This window comes from Mesobacillus sp. S13, assembly GCF_020422885.1.
Lineage (GTDB): Bacteria > Bacillota > Bacilli > Bacillales > Cytobacillaceae > Mesobacillus > Mesobacillus selenatarsenatis_A.
In genome coordinates, this window is sequence record NZ_CP084622.1 from 2,810,867 (window position 1) to 2,825,882 (window position 15,016).

Annotated in this window: 15 protein-coding genes; 3 read left to right on the forward strand and 12 right to left on the reverse strand. The window is 42.4% G+C overall.

What is annotated here, in order from left to right; all coding sequences use genetic code 11:
* Positions 1-2: 2 nt before the first annotated feature.
* The 3 genes from LGO15_RS14330 to LGO15_RS14340 form a co-directional block, all read right to left on the reverse strand.
* Positions 3-650, reverse strand: a complete 648-nt coding sequence (locus tag LGO15_RS14330) for a transcriptional regulator CcpN (RefSeq protein WP_167832665.1) — start codon at positions 648-650, stop codon at positions 3-5.
* A gap of 270 nt (positions 651-920) precedes the next feature.
* Positions 921-1,676 (reverse strand): exodeoxyribonuclease III, encoded by a 756-nt coding sequence (locus LGO15_RS14335; protein ID WP_167832505.1) that lies wholly within the window; start codon positions 1,674-1,676, stop codon positions 921-923.
* 44 nt (positions 1,677-1,720) lie between these two features.
* Entirely contained in the window at positions 1,721-3,127 is a 1,407-nt protein-coding gene (locus LGO15_RS14340; protein ID WP_167832504.1) for a MocR-like pyridoxine biosynthesis transcription factor PdxR, read from the reverse strand.
* Between the two features lie 137 nt (positions 3,128-3,264).
* On the opposite strand from LGO15_RS14340, the gene LGO15_RS14345 reads away from it, so the two are divergent.
* A complete protein-coding gene (locus LGO15_RS14345; protein WP_167832503.1) occupies positions 3,265-4,158 on the forward strand; it encodes a DMT family transporter in 894 nt (297 codons plus the stop codon).
* Here the strand turns inward: LGO15_RS14345 and LGO15_RS14350 are convergent.
* From LGO15_RS14350 to LGO15_RS14365, 4 genes are all read right to left on the reverse strand, one after another.
* Positions 4,141-5,529, reverse strand: coding sequence for an FAD-binding domain-containing protein (locus LGO15_RS14350; RefSeq protein WP_167832502.1), 1,389 nt, complete (start codon positions 5,527-5,529; stop codon positions 4,141-4,143). The genes LGO15_RS14345 and LGO15_RS14350 overlap by 18 nt on opposite strands.
* 94 nt (positions 5,530-5,623) lie before the next feature.
* Positions 5,624-6,496 (reverse strand): DUF3307 domain-containing protein, encoded by an 873-nt coding sequence (locus tag LGO15_RS14355; RefSeq protein WP_167832501.1) that lies wholly within the window; start codon positions 6,494-6,496, stop codon positions 5,624-5,626.
* A gap of 21 nt (positions 6,497-6,517) precedes the next feature.
* A complete protein-coding gene (locus tag LGO15_RS14360) occupies positions 6,518-7,264 on the reverse strand; it encodes a sigma-70 family RNA polymerase sigma factor (protein ID WP_167832500.1) in 747 nt (248 codons plus the stop codon).
* A gap of 205 nt (positions 7,265-7,469) precedes the next feature.
* Positions 7,470-7,907 carry a peptidylprolyl isomerase gene (locus LGO15_RS14365; RefSeq protein ID WP_167832499.1) on the reverse strand — a complete coding sequence of 146 codons (438 nt, stop codon included), beginning with the start codon at positions 7,905-7,907 and terminating at the stop codon, positions 7,470-7,472.
* 366 nt (positions 7,908-8,273) lie between these two features.
* Here LGO15_RS14365 and LGO15_RS14370 point away from each other — a divergent pair, with 366 nt between their 5' ends.
* Both LGO15_RS14370 and LGO15_RS14375 read left to right on the forward strand, forming a co-directional pair.
* Positions 8,274-8,765 (forward strand): VanZ family protein, encoded by a 492-nt coding sequence (locus LGO15_RS14370; protein ID WP_167832498.1) that lies wholly within the window; start codon positions 8,274-8,276, stop codon positions 8,763-8,765.
* Entirely contained in the window at positions 8,755-9,216 is a 462-nt protein-coding gene (locus LGO15_RS14375; RefSeq protein ID WP_167832497.1) for a GNAT family N-acetyltransferase, read from the forward strand. Before LGO15_RS14370 ends, LGO15_RS14375 begins: the two co-directional genes overlap by 11 nt.
* Before the next feature lie 352 nt (positions 9,217-9,568).
* On the opposite strand, the gene mug is transcribed toward LGO15_RS14375, so the two are convergent.
* The 5 genes from mug to fdhF form a co-directional block, all read right to left on the reverse strand.
* Positions 9,569-10,087: a G/U mismatch-specific DNA glycosylase gene (mug, locus tag LGO15_RS14380; protein WP_167832496.1), complete on the reverse strand. Its 519-nt coding sequence runs from the start codon at positions 10,085-10,087 to the stop codon at positions 9,569-9,571.
* 39 nt (positions 10,088-10,126) lie between these two features.
* Positions 10,127-10,372, reverse strand: coding sequence for a hypothetical protein (locus tag LGO15_RS14385; protein ID WP_167832495.1), 246 nt, complete (start codon positions 10,370-10,372; stop codon positions 10,127-10,129).
* A gap of 132 nt (positions 10,373-10,504) precedes the next feature.
* Entirely contained in the window at positions 10,505-11,329 is an 825-nt protein-coding gene (fdhD, locus tag LGO15_RS14390; protein WP_167832494.1) for a formate dehydrogenase accessory sulfurtransferase FdhD, read from the reverse strand.
* A gap of 126 nt (positions 11,330-11,455) precedes the next feature.
* A complete protein-coding gene (locus LGO15_RS14395) occupies positions 11,456-12,013 on the reverse strand; it encodes a helical membrane plugin domain-containing protein (protein ID WP_167832493.1) in 558 nt (185 codons plus the stop codon).
* On the reverse strand, positions 12,006-14,963 hold the full coding sequence (gene fdhF / locus LGO15_RS14400; protein WP_226085131.1) for a formate dehydrogenase subunit alpha: 2,958 nt from the start codon (positions 14,961-14,963) through the stop codon (positions 12,006-12,008). Before fdhF ends, LGO15_RS14395 begins: the two co-directional genes overlap by 8 nt.
* Positions 14,964-15,016 lie beyond the last annotated feature (53 nt).

Consider the following 15,016-nt stretch of genomic DNA (forward strand, 5'->3'; position numbering starts at 1 on the left):
TCCTAGACAGATTTTTGCTCTGCTATTTCTAAATAAACCTTCGTAATGGTTGTTTTGGTTATTCGTCCGATGACTTCATATGAATCGGATTTATGCTTGAGTTCCCGGACGACAGGGAGAGAATCAATTCTGTTCGTCACAAGCTTCTTAGCAGCCTGGACAAGTGTTTCTTCAGGTTTCACCGTGATAATGTTTGGCATCCTCGTCATGATGACACTAACAGGAAGATCCTCCAGATTCTTATTCCCGATCGCAGCTCTCAGCAGGTCTTTCCTTGAGATGACCCCAGCAAGGCAGCCTTCCGAATCCACAGCATATAGCGTCCCAACATCCTCAAGGAACATTTGGACAATCGCATCATAAACAGACGATGATTTCTGGACGACAATCGGATGGCCTTTATAGTCATTCACCTTGAGATTTAGAACTTCTGTAGGTTCAAACAGCCTCTCTTTTTCCTTATTGAAAAAATAACCCACTCTCGGCCTCGCCTCCAGGCTGCCTGCCATCGTCAGGATTGCCAGATCAGGCCTTAGAGTAGCCCGAGTCAATTTCAGCTTTTCAGCAATCTGCTCACCGGTAATCGGGCCATCCTCTTTAACAATTTGAACGATTTCTTCCTGCCGTTTTGTTAGTTTAATAGAACTCACCACCAACGTACCCCCAATAATTAATATGTAATTATTATCAAGGATTTTTATAATGTGTTATCCTTATTAACTTATAGTATATAACATTTAAACAAAAAGCAAAAGGAAAGGTTTTGATAATTCTTTGAATTTATTAAAACAGCAGAGTATCACACGATTTAATGGGGAGAATTTTTATTTTTTCAACTTAAATATGTCATACTGTTACTCAATGTTAGGGAAACATCAATAAAAAATCCCCTGAGCACTGCTCAGGGGATTCAATCATTTTTATAGACTTAGTTCAAGCGTGACTGGGCAGTGGTCACTACCCATAACGAAACATTCTGCACCCGCTTCCTTGATTGCAGGTGCCAGTTTTTCAGAAACGATAAAATAATCGATACGCCATCCGATGTTCTTTTCTCTTACTTTATTCATATATGACCACCAAGTATAAACATCTTTTACTTCAGGATGCAGGTGGCGGAAGGAATCTACAAAGCCGCTGGCGAGAAGTTCGGTCATCTTCCCGCGCTCTTCGTCTGTAAAACCTGAGTTCCCCCTGTTCGGTTTTGGATTTTTCAAATCGATCTCATTATGGGCGACGTTTAAGTCACCGCAAAGGATTACGGGCTTTGTCTTCTCCAATTCCAACAAATATTCCTTGAGCACATTCTCCCAGGATAAGCGGTAGCCAAGGCGCGCCAAATCCCTCTGGGAATTAGGAGTATACACATTTACAAGATAAAACTCTTCGAACTCCGCAGTTATGGCCCTGCCCTCATGGTCATGCTCAGCTGACCCGATGCCGTACCTCACTGAAAGTGGCTGTTTTTTCGAAAAAACAGCCGTTCCGGAATATCCCTTCTTTTCAGCGTAATTCCAGAGCTGATGATATCCTTCAAGTTCCAGGCTAATCTGCCCCTCCTGCAATTTCGTTTCCTGTATACAAAACAGGTCTGCGTCCGCCTCATTGAAAAAATCCATAAACCCTTTACGAACGCATGCCCTTATGCCATTAACATTCCAAGATACTAATTTCATTAAACATATTCTCCTTAGTTAAAAACTCATGTTCTTCTATTCTATCAGTCTTCGATTAGCGATTCTATTATAGCGATCCCCTTAATGAGATCCTTAACTGGTGCATTCGCAAAAGAAAGCCTGAAATACTGCATTCTTTGGGTGGCATAAATTCTTCCGGGGTTGATTAACACTCCATTTGCAAGGGCTTTTCGATATAATTCAGACAAGGATATATCCGGATGCATTTTGACCCATATGAAAAAACCACCTTCAGGCTTTTCCCATTCTGCATAATTGCCTAAGTGTTTTTCCAATGCTTCCAAGGCCGCATTTCTACGCACCTCCAACTGCTTCCTTACGTTTGCTAAATGCTTCTCATATAATCCGCTGGAAAGCCATTCTGCGGCTGCTCGCTGAGATAATGAGCTCGATCCGTAGTCTGTCTGCATTTTCAGGTCTGCCAGCCGGTCAATAACTGCTTCCGGACCGGCAACCCATCCGATTCTCAATCCGGGATTCAGGCTCTTCGAAAGGCTGCCAAGATATAGTACATTTCCATGCCTGTCATGCGATTTAATGGGAGACGGCGGCGGAGAATCCATCCACAGATCGCCGTAAACATCGTCCTCAATGATGGGAAGCTGAGCTGTCTCTGCCAGTTTGAGCAACTCTTTCCTTCTGTTTACTCCCATTAGGATACCAGTGGGATTATGAAAATTCGGATGGCAGTATAATACAGAGTCCTTGCTTTGATGGGATTCCTTTATCACCTCTGGGATGATCCCCTCATGATCCATGGAGATACCATGAAGTTTCATTCCAGCAGACTGGAAGGTGGACAAGGATTGTAAATAAGATGGATTCTCTAGAAAAACGGTGGATTCCTTTTCCAGTAATCCGATGGAAATGAGGTGCAATGCTTGTAAAGCACCGGATACGACTAAAATAGATGAAGCATCGACTTTAATTCCTTTTTGATTTAGGTGTTGAGCAATCGCTTCCCGAAGCTGCGGGTTTCCTTTCGGGTCTTCATAACCAAACGGCTCCAGTTCCTGTCCAACTTTTGTTAAAACAGCCCTCATATCCTCCAGCGGGAATAAATCCTTTGATAATTCTCCTTTACTCAGCTGGATCAAACTCTCATCAGATTCTGCCAGATTTATAGCCTGGACCGTTGACAGGCTCGCCTGATGGGTGCCCCGCCCCACTTGTTCATTCCAATTGACTGGAGGGGCAGAACGCATGAGGGTCCAAGTATTATTAACGACTATAGTTCCCATCCCCAGCTTCCCCTCAACCAGCCCATCAGCAGCCAACTCATCCAGCGCAGTGACGACTGTACTTCTGTTCACGCTGAATTGTTTTGCAAGGTCACGCTGACTGGGCAGCCTGCTGCCAACTGGCCAATTCCCGTTTGTAATCTGTTCTTTGACAAAGTTGATTATTACTTTATATTTTGGCTCTTTCATGAACCCTGCTCCATTCATAATTGGTTGGTTTTAAAAAAACCACATTGGTTGGATACATTTTACCAAGACCCCGTTATATTTGAAAGATAAACCTGTCATACAGGGTTAAATTGGATGGTTTTTTAGGGGAGAATAACATGAGATCCAGGTTGGCAGCAGCACACTTGCTCGTTATTTTGTTATGGGGGTCAGCATTTGCAGGGATTCGGCATGGACTAGAAGGCTACTCTCCAGAACACTTGTCATTCCTTCGTCTTTTTATTGGGTCAGCGGCTCTTCTTTTCTACGCCTTATTAACAAAAATGAAGCTTCCAGAAAGAAAAGATTGGCCTGTTATATTCCTCTTCGGATTCCTGGGATTTGCAGTCTATCAAACTGCATTGAATTTCGGTGAACAAACCGTAAGCGCCGGAGTCGCCAGCCTGCTTGTTTCTACTTCACCTGTTTTTATCGGATTATTGGGGAAATTGTTCTTCCAGGAACGTACAGGAAAATGGTATTGGTCCGGTGCTTCGATTAGCATGCTTGGGATCATGTTCATTTCGATTGGATCAGGAGGAAGTCTTAATTTTGGCATCGGAGTACTTCTAATATTGATTGCTTCATTATCTGAATCACTTTATTTTGTGTTTCAAAAAAAATACTTAAGCAAGTATGGGGCTCTTCCTTTTACAGCCTATACGATATGGGCAGCCACCTTATTCATGGGTTTCTTTGCTCCTGGGATTTTAAATGAAATGATTGTAGCCCCAATTGGAGCAACGATAAGTGCTATTTACCTCGGTCTTTTTCCTACGGTGGTTGCTTACTTTGCTATTGCCTATATCACCGCAAAATCCGGGGCCTCTGAAGCAGCAAGTTCTCTCTACCTTACTCCTGCTGCTTCTTTTATGATCGCTTGGCTCTGGTTGGGGGAAGTACCGGCAATCATGACAATAGCTGGCGGTGTAATTACACTTATCGGAGTTTCCCTGACCTACTTCAAAGGCAGGGGCGAAATGGGAAATACATCTCTAGAAATCAAAGGATAGCTGCTCCGTTTCTCCTCCCTCTCCTTTTTTCCGGCCAGGCTTTCCTTTGCTTTTTATACTTTGATACTGAAGTCTCGCTTGTTTACATTTCTTTTTGACATCGACCATTGGTGCTTCGTAGCCAAGTCGGTAAAAAGCCGGATAAAGCCATGGTTCATGGATGTACTCCTCCGGCAGCCTGCTTAATTCAGGGATATATCGGCGAATGAACACTCCATCTGGGTCAAGCTCCTTGCCAACTTTTACAGGATCAATGATTTTCATCTTCCCTTTCATTTCCGCGTGCTGCTGGATATAGAAATCATGGATAGCTGGTTCATAGTCTAGATACAATCCCGCCAACGCATGGGATGGATTCTTTACATCCAGCAATAAAGTATTCGTAATAAAAGATGTTACCAAAGCTCGCAGCGAGAAATTCATCCACCCTGTTTTTGTCAGACTCCTCATAGCGGCATCGATCATTGGAATCCCCGTTCTTCCCTGCAGCCATCGCTGGAACCACTCTTCATTCCAGTCCCTCTTGATTTCACTTATTGCATGCAGTTCCTGTTCTGGGGACTCCATGCTGCAAATTTTGACCCTGGCGATAAGTTTTGATAAAAACTCTTCGTACTGTGTTTTCTCTTCCTCCACCTTACATGCCTGTAATTTCTCCTCTGTTCGTTGAAAAATAGTCCTGATTGATATATTCCCCCATGTTATATAAGCCGAAAGCCTCGAGGACGATAATGAGGACGGCAGTGGTTTTGTGTAGTTTTCGATGTACTTTGCAAATCTGTCTTCGAGGAATGAATCCAGTGTTTCTATTGCCTTCCACTCTCCCCCTTGCTGACCGAAGCGAATTTTCTCACCCTTTATCTTGAAGGTTTGAAGTTTTTTCAAATCAGTCAATAAAAAACCTGGTAACCGGGACGGAACATCAATATGGACAGGAACTTCAGTCTGTGGTTCTTTTAAATAGGAGACAAAACGTTCATAAAATCGTTTTCCATGAACATTTACCAGCTCTGGACCATAACAAAACAAGCTTTGCTGATTCTGGTCAGCCCATTTTTTCACTTTATCGATAAACCAGCCGTCATTGTGGGCAAAAATATTGATAGAATGATATGATTCCAATAATCCTTCCAATACGATCTCCAGCTCATTAATTGCAGTAAAGAGCTTCCCGCCCTTTTCCTCAATCTCTTTCGACAGCTCCTCCAGACTTTCAACAACAAATTGCAAATGACGGGCAGAAAGCGGTTTCTCATTCCATTGAGAAGGTTCAAATACATAAAGAGGCAATACTTCTCCCGACGCAGTTGCTTCCGCCAATGGTTGATGGTCGGAAAGACGCAAATCTTTATTGAAAAGGACGATGTTCATTGAAATCACTCCGCTATTTGCTCTTTTGCACAGGCTCTAATTTTTCTCAGTTCAGTTCTATTTAAGTATTATTCAGGGGGAAATAGTGAAACCTTTAATTTAATATTTCTCTTAAAAGGATTCCAAACATGATTCCCAGGAACATGGATGTCAAGGTACCAAGAAGAAAGTACTCCGCCCAATCACGATCATCCATCTGTTTGAAGCGGGCGATTGATTTTGCAGTAACAATGAAGGCGATGGCTGGATAAGAACTATAGTACGTAAGCAAGATAACAAGAAGCCGCTCGATATAGCCTATCAGCTTCCCGCGTGACATATCGTGCTTATTGAAAATCATATAGCTGTATTGTTCTGACAGTCCTCGTTCACCCCTGTTCGCTTGTGGGTAAGCCTGCTCCTTCAGTTCGTTTTTAAAGGTATATTTTCCTTCAAAGGTTAACAGCTGTCCCGGGAGAGAGCCAAGAAGTATTCGTATCATATGGCCACTCACACTTGTTCCCAATATTAAAATAATCACAATCACCAGCATTGTAGCAGAAGCGTCCAAATTCCGCCCTTCCTCAAACAAAAGATTTATAAATCTATCAACATTAGAAACTAGCGATATTTCATAAAATAACTGCATCGCTGTTAGCAGCATAAAAAGATGCAGCGCCTGGTCTACTATAAAAAACCACAGTTTACTTAAATGTTCACGAGACGTATACTGATCCACTAGCTGAATCTTAACCATGTCAATGATCAAATGCGTCCCTGTTATGTAAAGGACCGGCCAAAGCACAGTCGTTACAAGATCATTTTGCTCGTAAAAAAAGAGCCAGCCTGCTGAAAGGACAGCTGCGTTCACCAGAAAATGATGAAATATATGCTTTTTTATATTTTTGAGCTTGTCCTGTACCATACGATCCGTCTGCAGGTAAAAGTCGGCTATCAGATGCGCTATAATTAAACTTAATAAAAGCATGCCTGCTCCTTTCACCAGAATCTAGAGGCTGAAAATATTCTGCACCTGGCTTTTTATATTTGTTCTAATACTTTCTTCGAGCAACTTTAATTGCCCATTTTGCATATCCGGAAAAAAGTCACTCGCCTGCCTGCCATCCAAAACACTGACGATTTCATGGAAACTGCGGAGAATTTGCTCGCAGTGCCCTTTCTTAAAATGGCTGTAAACCGTTGGAGCTGAGCGATCGAGAAGCTGTGCCACAGTATTTTGTTTGCCATAAATAAGATAGAGCGAGCATACTAGCCGCTGTACATCAGTCTGTTCCATTCTTAGTACATTCTGCAGGCTAAGCATCCCATTTATTAATGTCTGCAACCCTGGCTCCCTTTCGGGAATTTGATAACAAAAGGTTTCCCTATTCTTCTGTTTTTTAAGTTGGTCATTCGCACTTCTCGCCTGCTTTGCCAATGGATGAATCCATTTTTCAATATCAATTTCCTCTACCTTCTTATCCAGCCTGCCATAGGCAAGGCCAAAATACGGAAGGTGTTTTTCATATTCCCAAATCGAACTGATATAAAAGGCTGTAATAAATGCTGTTGAGTATCCTTCAGCTAGAAGAATAAGCTCGTCCCCAGATCGATGCTTAATCTGTACGGAACCGATACCTTCATACCATTTATTTATATATGTCTCTAGCTTCCCTAAATAATTACTCAGCATCTCGCCATTAGCTGCTGAGGAAGAATTCGTTATATCCATTATAAATACAGACACTGGCTCCATTGCTACTCCACCTAACAATTAAATTCGACTATTTAGTGTAATTTTATATAAATTAGATAGTATAGTCAAATTCATTAAACATTAGACTTATCCTAATAACAAAATAATCCGTATTTCCTTGGATCCATTTTAACAAGAGCGTATGTTCGCTTCAATGGGTAAATAAGTACAAAAAAAAGAGCCCTCAGGCTCTTTTTAAAGGATCCTATTCTTCTGTTACAACAACCTTTTCCATAACGTCACCGTTTCTCATCGCTTTAGCCGCTTCCAAATTAGAAGTAACTTTACCGAATACAGTGTGCACTCCATTTAAGTGTGGCTGTGATTCATGTACGATGAAGAACTGGCTTCCGCCTGTATCTTTACCTGCGTGCGCCATAGAAAGTGATCCAGGTACATGCTTGTGCGGGTTGCCTTCTGTTTCACATTTGATTGTGTATCCAGGACCGCCAGTACCAGTTCCGTTAGGGCATCCTCCCTGGCTGACAAATCCAGGAATTACACGGTGGAAGTTCAATCCGTTATAGAAGCCTTCGTTAGCTAGCTTCTCAAAGTTTGCAACTGTACCAGGTGCTTCGTTCGGGTATAGTTCGAATTCGATTTTCTCACCATTTTGCATTTGTATGTATCCATTTTTAGCCATGTAAATCATCTCCTTGTGTTAAAATCATTGTTATCATACCACTATTACAAATAAAAATAAAAGTATCCACCTTCAAATTGTATTTTTCCAACATGATTGTGTTAAAATATAACTGCCTCTGCCGGACATTCGCTTGTTGCGGGACACTTAACCACTGTACGGACGGCAGGGGCCCTGCCTTGGCAGGATGACAAAATACATATTCTCATACCTTGCCTTGTGGCAAGGTTTTTATTTTAATTACTAATAGGTATTATTTTCTATTTAATTTATTGCCAGTTTGGGTAAGTAATATCTGATATGACTTTTTTAGCTAATACCTATGTATCTCTTAAAATATCTTCGTGATCAATCCAAGGAGAAGTTATGCTAAACCTAATAGATATCAAACACAAAAAATGGATTTCAGCAATATCCTATACTTTATTCGTTTTGTACATTATCATTGCCGTCATTTTATTGTTTCTCAGCCCATATCGGCAAGCTGCGTATGAAATCAATTCTGCAGGCACCAACCCTTATAATATTATTCCATTCAAAACGATCACAGATTACATAAAAGCTTCTTCGCACATCAATCAAAATATCTGGATGTCCAACTTATTTGGCAATGTTCTTGCCTTTTTCCCGTTAGGAATCTTCCTTCCCTGGCTGTTTAAAAGGCTCATTGGTTTTTGGCGGACGACTACTTCTGTTTTTCTGGCAACTTTAACTGTGGAGATTCTCCAGTTTCTCACGAGGGTTGGAAGTTTCGACATTGATGATATCATCCTGAACACAATAGGCGGTGCATTGGGGTATCTCTTAATCAAGATCATTTATTCATTTTTAATGAAGGGGAAAACACATGCACATTAGAATGTTAAAAGAAGGCGAACAGCCTCCCTGGAAACTGCTGCTCCTGGCTGATCCTTCTAAGGATTTAGTTTCAAGGTATTTAGATAAAGGAATGTGCTATGTTACGGAGTCAGAAAATGGTGGAACAATCGGTGTAATCCTGCTGGTCCCGGTTAGTAAACATACCATCGAAATCATGAATCTGGCAGTAGATGAATCTCACCAAGGCAAGGGGCTAGGTACCTTACTGCTTAAGCATGGGATTCAAACCGCAGCTGAGTACGGTTACGCAACGATTGAAATCGGTACAGGAAACTCAAGTATCAACCAACTGGCTCTCTACCAAAAAGTTGGCTTCAGAATCACGGGAATAGATCAGGGTTTTTTCATTCGAAATTATGAACAACCTATATTTGAAAATGGTATTCAGTGCAGGGATATGATTCGATTGTCGATGCCCTTATCAGGATAAACAGGGTCACTTCAGGTTCGTAAAATTGCACACAAACCCAAGGATAATTAAGACTTTATTTATATTAATATAAAACACCGTTATGAGAGGTGGGTACTCGACATAACGGTGCGATTAGCTCCTAAATGTTGCCTTACGGATGCCGAACTCGCTGCATAAGGTTACGTTTAGCTCTTAAATGTACCCTTATAGCAGTCGAATGACTCTCATAAGGATATGTTTAGCTCCTAAATGTGCCCTTACGGATGCCGAACTCGCTGCAAAAGTGTACACTCTACTAAATGTACCCTTATACAAAGTGAATTCACGGCATAAGGGTACATTTATGAACGCGCTTCTCCTCGCTCCTTATTCAACTGGATATTAAACGATCCCTTAAGAGAGGGAGTTCTTTATAAATCCCCACTACTTCTTCCATTTTCATCCTAACGAGTCCGCTTGAGGATGGGGCGACGAAATCGACAGTGCCTTCCACAATGGATTCTTCCTGCTTTCCCCAAGGAAGATCTTTTTTCCCGCTATATTGCTGATAGACACCTTTCCCGACAAAACAAACGATTTTCGGCCTATATTTTTCGACTTTTTCCTTTAGCTCCTGCTTCCCTTGCTGGTATTCCTCTTTTGTAATTTCATCCGCTGCTTTAGTTGGCCGCGCAACAATGTTCGTCATTCCGTAGCCTAAGTCAAGGAGCTTATAATCCTCCGAAGAGTCATACTTCCTTGGTGTGATGCCAGCTTCAAAAAGGATTTTCCAGAATCTATTGTTGGGGTTAGCGTAATGATGACCGGTTTCTGATGACCGGATACTGGGATTGAAACCGACAAAAATAACGTCTAGATCATCCCGTAAATGGTCAGTAATCGGCTTCATATTCTCTACTCCTCTCCAATGTTGCCTCTCTCTCTCGATTCACCAAAATCGGCGAGGCAGCTCATTATTCTTGCTTATATTCTTGAAAATTCTTAAGTGGAACAAAAACTCGTCATAAAACATGGTTTCGGCACTTTCGAATGAATAAGCGTCCGAAAAATGATCCAATAGTTCGACATCAATGTGATCTTCAAGTCCGTTCAGCCACATTTTATAGCCATGCTGCTCATAAACATCAGATAACCCTGCCCATTCGAACATATCTTGCATTTCTTTTTCACCCATTCTATCACTCCTTATGCTATCACCTCCATTTTTCCATACTTTTACATACCTTATACAGCGTTCATACTCTCTCCCTTTTATCACTAGGAAGTTTGAGTTTCCAATGACCAACCTGATTTAAATAAGCCAGGCTTATTCAACCTGGCTTTCCTTGACACTATATTTCGCCTCTGCAACCCGTTCAGGGTGTGTATAAACATTAAGTGTTCGATTCCTGATAAAGCCAATGGTCGTGATCCCCAGTTCTTCCGCCAGTTTTAAGGCAAGTTCAGTGGGAGCTGATTTGGACAATACAATCGGGCAGCCAATTTTAGCCACTTTCAATAAAATTTCTGATGAAATCCGCCCACTGAAAACAATTACTTTATCACTTATCGAAATATCATTCTTGAGGCAATGCCCAAAAATTTTATCGAGGGCATTATGTCGGCCGATATCCATCCGGGACACAATAGGACCAAACAAACTGCAAAGAGAGGCATTATGTACTCCCCCTGTATTATGGAAAAGTTCAGCGGAATCCTGCATTTCTTCCATGAGCCTGAAACAATCATCCACTTCAATTTCCGTCTCTACCTTATGCAGTTTTTTTGCGGTCAATGCATCGGTCGCAAATACAAAGCCCGTCCTGCTTGCTCCGCAGCACGAAGTTAAGTAACGCTTGCCCTGCAAGTTCTTATAAACCGGATTCATTCTGGATGTATTTACATGAACAAATCCTTCTTTTTCCTGAATCCATATATTTTCTATATCTGAATACTTCTTGATGATGCCTTCTGAAGCGAGGTATCCAATGACCATTTCTTCAATATAATCTGGAGTACAAACCATTGTAACAAATTCCTGACCATTGACTTTAATGGTAATAGAATATTCCGTTACGATGCTGTCTTCCAGCATTTCGGCCTGGCCATCCCCAAAACGGAGGATTTTCCTTTTGACTTCGACTGGTTTCACAATAGCCATCCTCTCTCTGATTGAAGTTTTATGCTTTACAGTAATCTCCTTTTATCCTAATAGCTGAAATGACCAAACTAGAAAAAGCAGGCGAACAAGCTGGAATGCCTGCTGCCTGCATTAAGATCACTTATCTACCAAAGTCCCATTCTGGCTCTGGTGGATATCCTGGTTTTCCGGTAGCTGAGTGGTTCTTTCCAGTCCCTCTGTATTTTCACCCATCCCTTTAAGGAACTCAAAAAGCAAGGATAGCGCACGATTGATTTCCGGGTCTTTCAAAGAACGGACAATATCAAAATATCCAAGTTTGTCATCATCCTCGCTATCCGTATATTCTGCTACTCTGGCAATGCCAGAATTTAATTTTAATAGCAATGGTTCCAGCTGCTGTACATTGATCGTGCCGAGGACGCCCACCATCAGCAACAGATTCTTGATTGTATTGGTAGCTTCAGGTTTGTCTGCCGCTTTAACTAGAACATTCAAGACTTTATCGCCTTCACTGAATAATCCATCCAACAGCGACAGCACCCCGCGCTGATTCATATGCTTGAGGATGTCCATGGACTGTAAAATTGCATCCTTGTTATCAAGCAAGGCAGTTTCGATTTCCTCCAGGTCACTCTGGCGTTTTTGTTCCTCTGTCATTTGCATACGATTGATGTTGGTGATCGCTTTAGCCATGCTGGGTACGCTCCTTTTTCACAAGATCTCCTGGAAAGCTGTAATCTGGACGGGCCCACTTCTTTTCGACCTGGACGCCGATTTGCGGCTGTGGATTACCGTACCGGAAATTGTTCCTCGGCAAAGGATTGACTCCTTCAAATTGGAGTATTTCCATTTTGGCCTTCGTCTCCTTATAAGCTGGAGTATCGGTGTTTTTATCTCCATAACTGCTTGTCAGGAGATTGATGGCTGCATCGCCCTGGTCGTTCATCGGCAGGTATACTTCCTTTCCTGCCACTCGGTCGGTGACAACACATCTGACCTTCAAATTGCCGTATGGTGATGTCAATCTGATAAGCGTCCCATCTTTTAGGCCTCTTTCTTCAGCAAGTTCTGGCGACACTTCAAGGAAAGTCTCTGGAGTTTTCGATGTAATTCCTTCTGATTTATAAGTTAAGTTTCCTTCATGGAAATGCTCAAGCAAGCGGCCATTATTGACATGAATGTCATATTCTTCTCCATATTGGATAGGAATCGACCATTTCACAGGATAAAGACGTGCTTTCCCATCAGGGAACGGGAAGCCATCCAAATACAGTACAGGACTGTCAGTTCCATCCGGCTGAACAGGCCATTGAAGGCTCTTGTACCCTTCAAGACGTTCATACGTCACGCCAGAGTATATCGGCATTAGGCTTGCTGCCTCGGCCATGATTTCAGAAGGATGCTCATAAGTCCAGCCTGCCCCAAGGCGGTTAGCGACTTCAATCAGGATCTGCCAATCAGGTTTTGATTCTCCAACCGGGTCGAATACCTGGTACAAACGCTGAATCCTGCGCTCGGTATTCGTAAACGTTCCCTCTTTTTCAAAGCTTGGGCTTGCTGGTAAAACTACGTCTGCAAATTGTGCGGTCCTGGAAAAGAACACATCCTGGACTACAAAGAAGTCGAGTTTTTCGTAGCCGGCCTGGACGTGATTGATATTGGAATCCACAAGGCCCATCTCCTCACCCTTGATGTAAAGGGCTTTGAGAGTTTCATTATGCATCCCTTCAACCATGTCATGGTTATTGATCCCTGGTTCAGCAGGCAGCCTGGTTCCCCATGCCTGTTCAAACTTCATGCGCGTCTCTTCATCGGTTACCTTTTGGTATCCTGGCAGTGAGTCCGGGCTGCTGCCAAAATCGCCTGCGCCCTGGACATTGTTATGTCCACGCAGTGGGTATGCTCCCGTTCCTGGACGGCCGTAATTTCCGGTAATCAGCAATAGGTTCGAAATCGCTGTACTGGTGTCGCTCCCTCCAATATGCTGTGTAACTCCCATTGCCCATAATGCACAAACGCTATTAGCTTTATGAATACTCTCAGCAATCTCAATCAGCGTATCTTTAGAAAGACCTGTAGTTTTTACTGCATATTCCAAAGTGAAACCTTCAAGACTGTTTACGTATTCTGAAAGTCCATTGACTTTATTGTTCAGGAATTCTTCATCCGCCCACCCCTGGTCGATAATATACTTTGTCACAGCGGAAATCCAGACAAGGTCACTGCCTGCCTTAGGACGTATAAACAAATCTGCACGGTCAGCCATTTCATGCTCTCGCAAATCAGCAACAATAAGCTTTTGGCCATTCAACTTCTGTGCCCGCTTAACCCTTGTAGCCAGTACCGGATGGGCTTCTGCTGTATTCGATCCAACAATGATGACCAAATCAGCCATCGCGATATCTGTAATCGATCCAGCATCGCCTCCATGTCCAACTGTCCTGAACAATCCTACAGTAGCAGGTGTTTGGCAATACCTGGAACAATTATCAACATTGTTTGTGCCAATTACAGACCTGGCCAGCTTTTGCATTAAATAGGATTCTTCATTCGTACATTTAGACGATGTTATGAAGCCTAAAGAGTCAGGACCAAACTCATTCTTGATCTCTGTGAATTTACGGGAGATGAGGTCCAACGCTTCTTCCCATTCCGCTTCCCTGAAGCTATCTCCTTCACGAATCAAAGGCTTTGTCAGGCGCTCTTCACTGTTAACGAAATCCCATCCGAATTTGCCTTTTATACATGTAGAAATTCCGTTCGCTGGAGCTTCCACCTGTGGCTCGATCTTCAGGATTTCCCGGTCCTTTGTCCAAACATCAAAACTGCAGCCTACTCCACAGTATGTGCAAACAGTCTTCGTTTTCTTGATTCTGGATTCACGCATGGCAGCTTCCATATCCGAAATCGCCAGGATGGAACCGTAACCTGTCTCAACATTCTTGGTAATATCAATCATCGGCCGCAAGGTTTCTTTTGCGATCCCTGTCAAAAAGCCGGCTTCTCCTTCCATTCCTTTTTCCATCATTGCATTACAAGGACATACCGTAGAACAATGTCCACATGAAACACATGAGGATTCATTGATTGGTACATCATTATCCCAAATGACACGCGGGCGTTCACGATCCCAATCGATTCTCAGCGTCTCTGTTACCTGTACATCCTGACAGGCTTCCACACATCTCCCGCACAAAATACATTGATCCGGGTCATAACGGTAAAAAGGGTTTGATTCATCTTTCTCATAAGGCTTTTGATCAAATGGAATGCTCTGGTGATTGATTTTCATTTCTTTTACCGTGTTATGTACCTCACACATCCCATTATTGTAATCACAGACAGTACAATACAGTTCATGATTAAACAAAATCTTGTCCATCGCCATTGTTTGTGCTTTCTTAACATCTGGCGCCACTGTGTCGATGGTATCTCCATCCTTCATGATTGTCGAACAAGACCTGACCATTTCTCCGTTCACTTCTACAATACAAGTATCACACGTCTCAATTGGGCCAAGGCTTGGATGATAGCATACACTTGGCACTTCGATTGAGCTATCTGAAAGGTATTGCAGGATTGTTTGATTTTCTTTAGCCGCCACGTCAGCACCGTTAATTGTTACATTTATTTTGCCAGACAAGACCTCATCTTCCTTTCTATGTAGAAATTGCTCTCTTTCTCACTACCCAATCC